The following is an 11,871-nucleotide window of genomic DNA, read 5'->3' as shown; positions in this document are numbered from 1 at the left end:
ATCTCCCTGCCCTTTTGCCTTTTACCTATTATCCTTTTTACCCAATAAAGGCAGTACTTTCTTTTTTAATAGCTCAATTAAAGCGGGTTCCATATATTCATATTCATCGGGAATATCTAAACAAATTACTCGCTTGTTCTTCAGAAAAGGCTGAAAATTCTTAGCTAGCTTTTGTTTATGTGACTTTTCCATGACAAAAATTATATCTGCCCAGGCGATCGCTTCTGTGGAGACTGGAACTTCAGCATAATGATCCAGCCCTGCTGAGTCGGTTTCTAATTCTTCATATTCTGCAAAAATAACTTCGGCGGTAGGGCTTCGCAAGCGATTCTGACTACATAAAAATAAAAGTTTTTGCATTATTAATTAAGATTTATAAAAACAAAAGTGTGCTTAGTAGATTGAGCGATCGCACCCAATTGACATGAGGTAGCAATACACGATACATCATGAGTCAATCGTTAAATTTTGAAAGATGCAAAGTTTTTTTAATTGTTGGTTTTATCAGCATCAGGAGGGATGAATATGGATCCTAGTTTGATCATATCCAACATCCTAAATCCGCCCATCCTGTTTTTCTTTTTAGGGATGACAGCTGTTTTTGTCAAGTCTGATTTAGAAATTCCGCCGCCTGTACCTAAACTGTTTTCGCTATACCTGCTATTTGCGATTGGTTTTAAAGGCGGAGTAGAATTGATTAAAAGTGGCATCACTCAAGAAGTCGTTTTGACGCTCTTGGCAGCCATGTTGATGGCTTGTTTTGTTCCGATTTACACCTTTTTTATCTTAAAACTCAAGCTGGATACCTACGATGCTGCTGCGATCGCTGCAACTTATGGTTCTATCAGTGCTGTCACCTTCATCACCGCTAGTGCCTTTTTAAGCGAGCTTGGTATTGCTTTTGATGGCTACATGGTAGCAGCTTTAGCTCTCATGGAATCTCCAGCCATCATTGTGGGTCTGATCCTGGTGAATATATTCACAGTAGATGAAAAGCGGGAATTTTCTTGGCCAGAAGTGTTACAAGAAGCATTTCTCAATAGTTCCGTTTTTCTGTTGGTAGGTAGCCTGGTGATTGGCGTTTTGACAGGAGAACATGGTTGGCACGTCCTAGAACCTTTCACCCAAGGAATGTTTTATGGCGTTCTCACCTTCTTTTTATTAGATATGGGATTAGTGGCCGCCAGAAGAATTAAAGACTTGCAAAAAACCGGACTTTTCCTGATCTTATTTGCCATACTAATTCCCATAGTTAATGCAGGCATTGGATTGGCAATTTCCAAATTCATCGGTATGCCTCGAGGAGATGCCTTATTGTTTGCTGTTTTGTGTGCCAGTGCCTCTTACATCGCTGTTCCCGCAGCTATGCGGATGACTGTTCCAGAGGCCAACCCTAGCCTGTACGTTTCTACCGCTTTAGCAGTCACATTCCCGTTCAACATTATTGTGGGTATTCCGTTATATCTCTACGGAATTAACCTGTTGTGGAGGTAATAATATGCACCTAGTTAAAAAAATAGAAATTATCGCTAACTCCTTTGAACTGGCCAAAATATTAGATAGTTTGGACAAATCAGGCGTACATGGACACATTGTTATCCGAGGAGTTGCGGGTAAAGGATTACGAGGTACAGCCGAAGATTTAGATATGACGATGCTTGATAATGTCTATATCATCGCCTTTTGTATGCCAGAGCAAATCAAGCCTGTGGTGGAAAATATTAGACCACTGCTTAACAAGTTTGGTGGTACTTGTTACATCTCCGATGTCATGGAAATTCGCTCTATGAAATGTGTTGCATCGTTATGAAACATTCTCTACAACGTCGTGACATATTGAGGTTAGGAATCACTGGTGCATTAGGGATGATGGTATCTACCAGTGATTTACTGTGGCGAGTTCCACAGGCTCAAGCTGCAGAAAAGCCTCAACCCCTCAGCCCCGATGAAGCATTGCAAAAGCTACTTGAGGGGAATCAACGGTTTGTCGAACATCAACCCCAATACCCCGATCAATCAGCAGCGCGCTTGCAGGAAGTAGCGCAAGCACAATATCCCTTTGCAACCATCCTCACTTGTGCAGATTCACGAGTACCAGTAGAAATTCTGTTCGATCAAGGTGTCGGAGATATCTTTGATATTCGGATTGCGGGGAATATTGCCACACCAGAAGCCCGTGGCAGTATTGAATATGCTGTAACCCTGTTAGGCTCACCCTTACTGATGGTACTGGGCCATGAGCGTTGCGGAGCCGTCACCGCCGCCGTGCAAAACGAAGTACTACTAGGTGATATTAGTACCTTTGTCAAAGCCATTAAGCCAGCCGTCGCCAGAGTGAAAAATCAGCCAGGTGATCCAGTGGAGAACGCTGTCGTCGCCAATGTGCAATATCAAATTGAACGCTTAAAGCGATCGCGTCTTTTAACTGCAAGTTTACAATCCGGCAAACTCAAAATTGTGGGAGGTCGTTACGATTTAGATACAGGCAAAGTCAGTATTATCGCTTAGGGCATAAATTTGCCGTCTGGTACAGCGTGGAAGCACTACAATCAATAAAAGGACATTGTTCACTAGCTACCCCACTTTACCCATGACGGCAACATTAATTCAGAGTCCTGATCGGGTGATACTCCGTAATATTAGCTGGCAGACTTATCAGTTTTTAGTCAAAGACTTTGAGCAACAGCCAGCGATGCGGTTAACCTATGACCGGGGTTTATTAGAAATCAGAATGCCGTTAGACCCCCATGAAACTTACAGAAAACTGCTAGGGCGTTTAGTTGAAGCCTTAAGCGAAGAGTTAGAAATTGAAATTCGGAGTTTGGGGTCGAGAACCTGCGATCGCGAAGATTTGGGAAGAGGATTAGAACCAGACCAATGTTACTATATTCAAAATGAACAGGCTGTCTGGGACAAAGAACAAATTGATTTGAGTCAAGATCCACCACCAGATTTAGCGATTGAAGTTGATATTACTAGTAGTTCAATTAATCGACTGGATATTTATGCAGATCTAGGTGTACCTGAAGTATGGCGCTATGATGGACAAAATTTAATCATATATCACTTAGAAAATCAGCAATATCAAAATTGTAGTCGTAGTATCGCTTTTCCATTACTCACTTCATCAGAGATTGAAAGATTTTTAAATTTGAAGAAAACGACTAAAGAAAATGCTCTGATTCGTTTGTTTCGAGAATGGGTAAGAGAAAATTTAGCAACTAATGAGTAGCGAACATTTTGAATACTGAATGTAAGCTGATGGTGATGTCCGCCAAAACAAAAGACGCAAAGCCATCTTAGCGCCTTTGCGTCTTTGCGTGAAATATTTTATTAACCGACTACACCATCTCCGATGATGTTTGCACTACAGGTTGCGGCTGCGGCTGGAACATGAACAAGGAGTAAACCACATCTCGGCGGATGTTGACCATCATATCCAAGAAGAGTTCATAACCTTCGCTCTTGTACTCAATTAATGGGTCTTTTTGCCCATAACCACGCAATCCTACAGATTCGCGCAGCGCATCCATTTGTTGCAGGTGTTCCCGCCACAGGGTATCAATGCGTTGCAAAATAAAGAAGCGTTCGGCTTGACGCATTAATCCTGGCTGAATTTGGTCAATTTGTGCTTCTTTGAGGTCGTAGGCAATTCTTACCTGTTCGTGGAGGAAGGCTTTAATTTCATTTACCGCCATATCTTCTAACTGATTTGGCTGCATATCTCCTAACAAATAGACAAATTCCTTGACTTTATCCACCAACTTTTCTAATTCCCACTCTTCTGAGGGCAAATCGACGTTGATGTAATAGTCAACGATTTCGCTCATTGTTTTTTCGGCGTAGGTGATCACCTGTTCTTTCAGGTCTTGACCTTCTAGCACCCGGCGGCGTTCGGCGTAGATGGCGCGACGTTGGTTGTTCATCACTTCGTCGTACTCAAATACCTGCTTCCGGATATCGTAGTAGTAGGTTTCGACTTTTTTCTGTGCGCCTTCCAAACTGCGAGTCAGCATCCCAGATTCAATGGGCATATCTTCTTCGACGTTGAAGGCATTCATTAAACCCGCAACGCGATCGCCACCAAAAATCCGCAGTAAGTTATCTTCTAAACTGAGGAAGAATCTGGTGGAACCAGGGTCACCTTGTCTACCTGCACGTCCGCGCAATTGGTTGTCGATGCGGCGGGATTCGTGACGTTCTGTACCAATTACGTGCAATCCACCTAATTCCACCACTTCTTCATGTTCGCGGTTAGTGAATTGTTCGTATTCGTGCTTCACAAGGTTGTAAGCAGCCCGCAATTTTTGAATTACAGGGTCATCAATGGGGGCTTTTTCGGCGGCGACAGCTACTTTTTCTTCGGCTTCTAATTCGGGTAAACTGCGATCGCCATATTCCCGCACCGCTAAATCGACAGCTTCTTTTAATTGCTGTTCAGCTTCTTTGGATAGCTGAGTGGGGAAAATTTCTGGAGAAGCGCGCCAAGTTTTGACTTTTTTCCCAGGGACAAAGCCTTGTCCGCCACCGCTTCCTGTGGGTAAACCAGATGCTCTTTGTACGCCAAAGGTGTCTTCATCTTCTGGCTGCACAATCCGGGGCATAAAATATTCCCGCAGCTTCAGTCGGGCCATGTATTCGGAGTTACCACCCAGGATGATATCTGTACCTCTACCAGCCATGTTAGTGGCGATAGTTACAGCACCTCTGCGTCCTGCCTGAGCCACAATTTCCGCTTCCCGTTCCACGTTTTCGGGGCGTGCGTTGAGTAACTCGTGGGGGATTTCCATCTGCTTCAGCAGTTGGCTGAGATACTCAGATTTTTCGACGCTGGTGGTGCCAACTAATACAGGCCTACCCAGTTCGTGCATTTCTCCACATTCGCGGGCGATCGCTTGCCATTTGCCTGGTTCTGTCTTAAAGACCATGTCAGACAAATCTTGCCGTCTTCTGATCCGGTTGGTAGGAATAATGGTGACTTCCAGCTTGTAGATTTTTTCAAACTCAGCTTCTTCTGTCTTGGCTGTTCCGGTCATTCCTCCCAACTTGGGATACAGCAAGAACAGGTTTTGATAGGTAATTGTTGCCAAAGTTTGAGTTTCTGGCTGAATTTCTACATGTTCTTTAGCTTCAATAGCTTGGTGCAGACCGTCACTCCAACGTCTTCCCGGAAGCACCCGTCCGGTAAATTCATCAACAATCACTACTTCGTCATTGCGGACGATATAGTTGACATCCTTCAGGAACAGTTCTTTGGCTTTAATCGCATTAAATACAAAGTGCGCCCAAGGGTCTTCTGGGTCAAATAAATCGGTTACACCCAACAGGTTTTCGGCTTCCGCAAAGCCCTCATCAGTCAACAGTACGTTCCGCGCTTTTTCATCTACCTCATAATGCTCATCTTTTTTGAGAGCAAAGGAGATTTCAGCTGCTCGTAAATATTTCTCGGTAGGTCTTTCCACCTGTCCAGAAATAATTAGCGGTGTCCGCGCTTCATCTACTAAAATCGAGTCTACTTCGTCGATAACGCAGTAATTGAATGGGCGCTGCACCACATCTGCCATTGACGTGGCCATATTATCCCGGAGGTAATCAAAACCTATCTCACTATTAGTGACATAAGTAATATCACAGTCATAATTTTTCTGACGCTCACTGGGAATCATGTTCGCCTGAATTAGACCTACACTCAATCCCAGGAAGCGATGCACCTGACCCATCCATTCCGCGTCCCGACGCGCCAGGTAATCGTTCACGGTAATAACATGTACACCTTTACCAGTCAGTGCATTTAAATAACTTGGCAAAGTCGCCACCAGGGTTTTACCTTCCCCAGTCTTCATTTCCGCGATTTGCCCACTGTGTAAAATAATACCACCCAACATTTGCACATCAAAGTGCCGCAGGCCTAAAACTCGCCGTCCTGCTTCCCGAACCACGGCAAAAGCTTCTGGCAGAATATCATCAAGGGTTTCCCCTTTGGCAAGCCGCTGTCTAAACTCGCCTGTTTTGCCTTTTAAATCCTCATCGGAAAGCGCTTTAATATCTTCCTCTAAGAGGTTAATTTCCGTAATGTAAGGTTGGTATTTTTTAAGTTTACGAGCGTTGGGATCGCCCAACAAAGTTTTTAGCATGGCAGGTTATGGCACTAAATAGAGGGGGATGGGAATTAAAGTTTCGGCAATAGATTATAAAAATTTAACCCAACCCAGCGATTTTGGTTGTTGATGGGTATGAAATGAGAGTTAACTCACAAACAGCAAAAACGCTGGCCAATCAGTTTACTAAATGATTGGTTTTATTTCATATCTTATTGTTTGGACTCTATTAATAGTATCATTTCACCCCTGACTGGGGCAGAGAACGCCCACCATGCTCAAGTAGCGATTTCACCCATGTTGGGGGTTGGGGACTGGGGACTGGGGATTGGGTAATTGGTAATTACTTTTCTCCCTTTGTCTCCTTGTCCCCTTGTCTTCTTCATCTCCTCATCCTTCCTCACTATCAAAATCAGCTAGAATATTGCGGATTTCATTTGCAGCAATGTCTTCTTGGTCGGATTTGGAATAAATCGTTAATAGCAAAATACTTGTGGGTGACTCAAGTTGATAGATGAGGCGGTATCCACCGCTTTTACCTTTTTGAATATTACTGTTGCGAACTCTCACCTTGTAAACAATATACTCCTCACCCAGACCGCTAATCCTGTCTCCTACAATATTTCCTTGTTGTAATTGCTCGATAATGGGTTGAACATCAGAGCGAATATTGCGAAATCTTTTTGAGAGTCTGTAGAGTTTCTCCTCAAACTCATCAGCAAATCGAATTGAAACCGTGTTATCACTCTGCATCAATTCTGTCCCATAACTCGCTAATTGGTCGAGTTTGTCCCATTTTTGCTTGCTTTAAGGCTCTCCTCAAGCTAGCTTTAATTTCCTCAACTGGTGTATCATCTGGGTCAAGTTCTTCTGTTTCTGCTGGTTCTGGAACCAATACAATTACCCGCACCTGATGAGGATAGGTTGTTCCGTGAATTGGCTCATCTAGAATCAGGTTGCCTTGAGCGTCAATCTTACCAGTCACTTCGATCGCTTTCATCTGCCAAGCCACCTTATTTTTGTTGCAGATCCTAACACGCCTAAATCCAGCCCAGAGTCAAGCCTTGTAGAGACGCGATTCATCGCGTCTTTACTCAACAATTATTTCCCCTATCCCCAATCCCTCACGGCGAATTCTCCATTTCTGGACTCAACTGACGGAAATTGAAATCTGCGGCGCTGGGGTGACAGCTAACACAGCTATTAATTTGCACAGGACGTTGTAACTTGACTTTAGGATGCAAAGCTTTAAAATAACGTGAATTGTTGACGCGATAGGGTGTTTCTTCGTCTTTGCGTTGCGGACGGGAAAAAGTTTGCAGATACCGCCAGACTAAAATGCGGGGTGGATCGATTAAAGGCTGTAGCTGTGCGCCGTAGTGTTGCGAGTCTTGGAGGAGGTTTTTCCAAGTTTGAGTGGGTAAAACTTCTGGTGGTATGGGGATGTGACAAGTTGAGCAGTTTTCTACATATAATTCTTGCCCAAGTTGGTATTGTTGAGGTACTACGTCAACTGTACCGACTTGTGATGTTGGGGTAGCACCTTGGACGTTGCTAGCTAAGGCTAACAACCAACCCATAGCTAAACTCCAGGCCAATACTACCAAGAGTAAACCTAAAGGTCGGCGTTTGAATTGGCGATCGCGGACTTTTCGCTTCACAAGATTTGACATTCCTCACATCCCCCAATAGTTAAATTCAGCGCTGATCTCACTGTATGGCTCGACGCTCAAATTTTTGCATATGTTCTCCCCGTCTGTGAGATATAGATGATTGAGGGCGCAATTTATATTACTGCTATTTAAGGAATTGCCATGAAACACCATGTTAAATCTCTTACCGTCTTTACTTTAATACTTTCTTTAATTTGCCCGATCGCAGCAGCAGCTAATAACCGTCCATCGCTCAAAAATACTTTAGCCCAATCCACAACCACGAACCAGCGCCAAGCCCAAGCTAATCTGCTGTTACAGCAAGGTATTAAACAAGCGAATACTAAACAGCTAGATGCTGCATTGCAGTCTTTACAACAAGCATTAAATATCTATCAACAAATTAAAGATTTGGCGGGACAAGGTCAAACTCTACAAAAATTAGGCGATGTTTATGCTGCCAAAAAAGATAGTAGCAAATCTATTGCTGCTTACGAGCAAAGTTTGGTAATTGCAAGGCAAATTAATCACCGAGATTTAGAAGCTAGAAGTCTGCTGAATTTAGGTGTGGTATATAACAGCCTCAAGAAATATGACAAAGCACTGGAGTTTTTACCCCAGAGTTGGCAAATCGCCCAAGATATTAAAAGTCGTGAGTTGCAGTTGCAGTCTTTAATTCAGTTATTGGAAGCTTATAAGGCTCAAGGTAATACTGCCAAATTACAAGAATATCAGCAGCAATTAGCTACTAATTTTGGCAATGTAATTAAATATGTAGTAGCTTTTCAAGCTTACAGTCAAATAGCTGTATTGACCGAGCAAAAACAATACCAAAAAGCTATTGAACTTGGGCAGCAGGTACTCGAGTTTTTTCAAAGCAATAAACTTAATAGTGATGATAGTCAGTTATTAATCAGCTTATCTGGTATTAATGCTTCCTCTATTAAACCAGAATTACTACAAAAAACGCTGCAGTTAGCAGTAATGGTACAACTAATTCAAACTTATGATGCGATAGCTGACTATCCTAAAATTATCCAGCTTGGGGAACAGTTGCTGTCGTCTGTACGCAATCTCAATGAAGATGAGTGGACAATACTAGCTAATATTTCTGGACAGCAACAAAGTAATTCATTGGCAGATTTTAAGAAATTATCAGAAATGGGTATTTTGTGGTTACTAGCAAAATCACACGATATTTCTGGAGAATACAATAAAGCGATTCCATTGGCACAACAAACTATACAAATATCGCGGGAACTGAAAAATCCAGAGTATGAGGCTAATGGATTGCTAATTCTAGCTAGTGCTTCTAAATCTTTAGCTGTAACTGATGCAGAACATCGCCAGGTTTTGGAATTAGCCGAGCAAGCTTTGACAATTGCTAAAAACATCAAAAATCCAGAGATTGAGTCAGATGCTTTGAATGCGATCGCGGAGATTTACAGTAATGTAGATGAATATCAAAAAACCATTGAGTTTGCTGCTAAAAGTTTAGAACTTGCTAAAAAAAGCCAGAATCCGGCTGCAACAGTTAAACCTTTATTAACATTATCTAGCACCTATATCAGTTTAGGAAATTACCAAAAATCTAGCGAATTATCTCAAGAAGCATTAAATATTGCCCGCAAGATTAAGCAAATTCCTATAATTGAAGCCACATCTCTGTTGTATTGGACTTTTAACCAGTTTATTCAGGGAGACTATCAAAAGACTATTGCTTCATCTCAAGAAGGTTTAAATTTAGTCCCTAGTATCAACATTCCCTATTATCAACAACAATTTTTGATGTTGAACAATCTATTTTTAGGAATTGGATATGGGGGATTGAATGATCACCAAAAAGCCCTGGATTACATTCAAAAAAGTGTACAAATAGCCAGAAATGCTCAAGATGCAAAATCAGAAGCGCAAATGCTGATATATTTAGGCGGCTTTTATCGAAAGGCGAAACAATACCAGCAAGGAATTGATGCCTATAACCAAGCTACTACTATTGCAGATAAATTAAATTATTCTGGCAATCGAGCTATATTATATGCAGGTTTAGCGAGAATTTACCGAGATTTAAAGCAACAAACAACGGCGATTGCTTATTATCAAAAAGCAATTAATGATATTGAGAAAGTTAGGGAGAAAAATCGGGGACTTTCAAAAGACTTACAAACATCTTTTCTGCAGTCTGTGCAAGATGCAGATCGGACGAATATTGCTGACATTTATCGTGAATATGCTAACTTATTACTGTCTCAAAATCGCAGTTTAGAAGCTAGCCAAGTTTTAGAACTGTTAAAGGTACAAGAATTAAGCGAATTTACGAATAATAATAGAGTCGCGAATCTTCCTAAGCCAATGGGTCAAACTCCTGCTGAAACCAAGCTCATAAAAAATTATGGGAGTTTGATTGCTTTTGGACAAAAATTTGATGAATGTCAAAAAAATAATTGCGTAGAGAAAACTAAATTAGCAGATGAACGAGATGCCTTAATTTCAGAGTTTAATCAAAAGATTCAAAACTTAGAGAAAAATGTGCGCGATCGCCTCTCGAAAGACCGAGGTAATCTTGATACCCAAGACCTCAGAAGTATAGGCAAGAAAATTGTCGAATCGCAACCAGGAACAGTGTTAATGAATGTGTTTGTGGTAGAAGATAAAACTTGGTTGTTGTGGGTATCGAAAGGAGGTGTGGTTAAAAGTGTAGAAGTCTCTGTAGGTGAGCCAAAAATTAGAGAAACGGTGAATAAATTCCGCAAGTTGCTGCAAAATCCTAGTTCTGATATTAATGAAGTGAAAGCAACTGGGAAGCAACTCTATGATTGGTTAATTAAACCAGTAGAACCAGAATTAAAAGCTAATAAAATTGAAAATCTGGTCTTCTCTTTGGATCGTGCGGCACGTTATATACCCATCAGCGCGTTATTTGATGGTAAGCAATATCTAGTAGAAAACTATAATATTTCTACAGTCCTCTCGGCTGGTTTAACAGATACAGATTCGCGCCTTCCGGCTGGAACCGCTAATACCAAAGTTTTAGGCTTAGGTTTATCTAAGGCTGTCCCCGGATTTAATGCTTTACCTAATGTTCCCGCAGAACTAGACGCAATTATTCGCCAAAAACCAAGTGATAAAAATGGGATTTATCCTGGTCAAGAATATCTCAATCAGGCATTTGATTATCGGACTTTACGTGATAATCTGAAAGGGCATAATATTTTGCACATCGCTACACATGGCGTATTTGTCCCAGGAAAACAAGATGATTCTTATTTAGTCTTAGGGACTGGGGAAAAATTGCCAATTCCCAAAATTGATAATTTGGAAGATTTAAGTGATGTACATTTGGTAGTGCTTTCTGCTTGTGAAACTGCATTAGGTGAAACAGCAAAAGACGGGTTAGAGATTCCTGGTGTCAGCTTTTATTTTCTCAACCGTCGTGCGAAGGCTGTTATGGCTTCTTTATGGCTGGTGGATGATGCTAGCACTAGTTTACTAATGCAACAATTTTATGCAAACTTAGCGAAAGATAGCCACCCAACAAAAGCCCAGGCTTTACGTCAAGCGCAACTTAGTTTGTTGAGTAGTAATAATTCTGCAAATAGCAATGTTGAACGAGGGGCGATTAATGTGGAAGCAGTACCAGGCGCACCTACAACACCAAAAAGAAATCTTACTAACTTTACACATCCATATTATTGGGCCCCATTTATTTTGATGGGTAATGGTTGGTAAGAAACTAAATTGAAATTTTTTGTAGCGTGCTTTAGGTGTAAGCCGTAGCGCACGCACGGAAAGCATTATTATAGATCAATACGCTTGGGTTAAGCTCATTAGCGATTGATTTGTCAGTTATTCAAGAAGCCAGAAGAATTGGGGGATTCTCCCCCAAACCCCCGATTGGGTGACGGTTGCGTCCCCCAAACCCCCTCCAAAATTATTGTTCTGTTTTTTCTTGAGTAACTAGTTTTTAGTTTTGTGATCAATTAATTTTCTTAACTGAACTGTATTTTGTTATAGGTGCTGTACTCTCGCCGCTAACGCACCCTACAACTTGATTAGCCTTACATTGCTTATTGTTAGAAATTAACTTAAACGGGGAAGACTATATAAAATTATCGCTGGGA

General features: G+C 41.6%; 10 protein-coding genes. 5 read left to right on the top strand and 5 right to left on the bottom strand.

What is annotated here, in order from left to right:
- Positions 1-21: 21 nt before the first annotated feature.
- The gene (locus HGR01_RS18810; protein WP_045874603.1) at positions 22-360 is read right to left on the bottom strand and encodes a low molecular weight protein tyrosine phosphatase family protein; all 339 of its coding nucleotides are present in this window, start codon (positions 358-360) and stop codon (positions 22-24) included.
- A gap of 165 nt (positions 361-525) precedes the next feature.
- Here HGR01_RS18810 and HGR01_RS18805 point away from each other — a divergent pair, with 165 nt between their 5' ends.
- The 4 genes from HGR01_RS18805 to HGR01_RS18790 all read left to right on the top strand — a co-directional run bounded on the left by HGR01_RS18805 (position 526) and on the right by HGR01_RS18790 (position 3,232).
- Positions 526-1,494 carry a sodium-dependent bicarbonate transport family permease gene (locus tag HGR01_RS18805; RefSeq protein ID WP_045874604.1) on the top strand — a complete coding sequence of 323 codons (969 nt, stop codon included), beginning with the start codon at positions 526-528 and terminating at the stop codon, positions 1,492-1,494.
- Positions 1,495-1,498: 4 nt separating this feature from the next.
- A complete protein-coding gene (locus HGR01_RS18800) occupies positions 1,499-1,810 on the top strand; it encodes a P-II family nitrogen regulator (protein WP_045874605.1) in 312 nt (103 codons plus the stop codon).
- Positions 1,807-2,508, top strand: a complete 702-nt coding sequence (locus HGR01_RS18795; RefSeq protein ID WP_045874606.1) for a carbonic anhydrase — start codon at positions 1,807-1,809, stop codon at positions 2,506-2,508. Before HGR01_RS18800 ends, HGR01_RS18795 begins: the two co-directional genes overlap by 4 nt.
- An 82-nt stretch (positions 2,509-2,590) precedes the next feature.
- Positions 2,591-3,232 (top strand): Uma2 family endonuclease, encoded by a 642-nt coding sequence (locus HGR01_RS18790; protein ID WP_045874607.1) that lies wholly within the window; start codon positions 2,591-2,593, stop codon positions 3,230-3,232.
- Positions 3,233-3,341: 109 nt separating this feature from the next.
- Here HGR01_RS18790 and secA read toward each other — a convergent pair whose 3' ends face one another.
- From secA to HGR01_RS18770, 4 genes are all read right to left on the bottom strand, one after another.
- A complete protein-coding gene (gene secA / locus HGR01_RS18785; protein ID WP_045874608.1) occupies positions 3,342-6,134 on the bottom strand; it encodes a preprotein translocase subunit SecA in 2,793 nt (930 codons plus the stop codon).
- Positions 6,135-6,488: 354 nt separating this feature from the next.
- Positions 6,489-6,851 (bottom strand): type II toxin-antitoxin system RelE family toxin, encoded by a 363-nt coding sequence (locus tag HGR01_RS18780; RefSeq protein ID WP_045874609.1) that lies wholly within the window; start codon positions 6,849-6,851, stop codon positions 6,489-6,491.
- A complete protein-coding gene (locus HGR01_RS18775) occupies positions 6,841-7,098 on the bottom strand; it encodes a hypothetical protein (RefSeq protein WP_045874651.1) in 258 nt (85 codons plus the stop codon). The genes HGR01_RS18780 and HGR01_RS18775 overlap by 11 nt, the downstream gene beginning before the upstream one ends.
- A 124-nt stretch (positions 7,099-7,222) precedes the next feature.
- Positions 7,223-7,771: a diheme cytochrome c gene (locus HGR01_RS18770; protein WP_096621648.1), complete on the bottom strand. Its 549-nt coding sequence runs from the start codon at positions 7,769-7,771 to the stop codon at positions 7,223-7,225.
- Positions 7,772-7,912: 141 nt separating this feature from the next.
- Here HGR01_RS18770 and HGR01_RS18765 point away from each other — a divergent pair, with 141 nt between their 5' ends.
- Positions 7,913-11,479, top strand: a complete 3,567-nt coding sequence (locus HGR01_RS18765; protein WP_096621646.1) for a CHAT domain-containing protein — start codon at positions 7,913-7,915, stop codon at positions 11,477-11,479.
- Positions 11,480-11,871: the final 392 nt, after the last annotated feature.

The organism is Tolypothrix sp. PCC 7712, assembly GCF_025860405.1.
GTDB lineage: Bacteria > Cyanobacteriota > Cyanobacteriia > Cyanobacteriales > Nostocaceae > Aulosira > Aulosira diplosiphon.
Note: the sequence above shows the minus strand (reverse complement) of the source record. Positions and strands in the feature narration are given on the sequence as shown.

Bases quoted from the DNA above. Each gene is read 5' to 3' on its own strand.
- HGR01_RS18810 (WP_045874603.1), bottom strand. From the start codon at position 360: ATGCAAAAACTTTTATTTTTATGTAGTCAGAATCGCTTGCGAAGCCCT.
- HGR01_RS18805 (WP_045874604.1), top strand. From the start codon at position 526: ATGGATCCTAGTTTGATCATATCCAACATCCTAAATCCGCCCATCCTG.
- HGR01_RS18800 (WP_045874605.1), top strand. From the start codon at position 1,499: ATGCACCTAGTTAAAAAAATAGAAATTATCGCTAACTCCTTTGAACTG.
- HGR01_RS18795 (WP_045874606.1), top strand. From the start codon at position 1,807: ATGAAACATTCTCTACAACGTCGTGACATATTGAGGTTAGGAATCACT.
- HGR01_RS18790 (WP_045874607.1), top strand. From the start codon at position 2,591: ATGACGGCAACATTAATTCAGAGTCCTGATCGGGTGATACTCCGTAAT.
- secA (WP_045874608.1), bottom strand. From the start codon at position 6,134: ATGCTAAAAACTTTGTTGGGCGATCCCAACGCTCGTAAACTTAAAAAA.
- HGR01_RS18780 (WP_045874609.1), bottom strand. From the start codon at position 6,851: ATGCAGAGTGATAACACGGTTTCAATTCGATTTGCTGATGAGTTTGAG.
- HGR01_RS18775 (WP_045874651.1), bottom strand. From the start codon at position 7,098: ATGAAAGCGATCGAAGTGACTGGTAAGATTGACGCTCAAGGCAACCTG.
- HGR01_RS18770 (WP_096621648.1), bottom strand. From the start codon at position 7,771: ATGTCAAATCTTGTGAAGCGAAAAGTCCGCGATCGCCAATTCAAACGC.
- HGR01_RS18765 (WP_096621646.1), top strand. From the start codon at position 7,913: ATGAAACACCATGTTAAATCTCTTACCGTCTTTACTTTAATACTTTCT.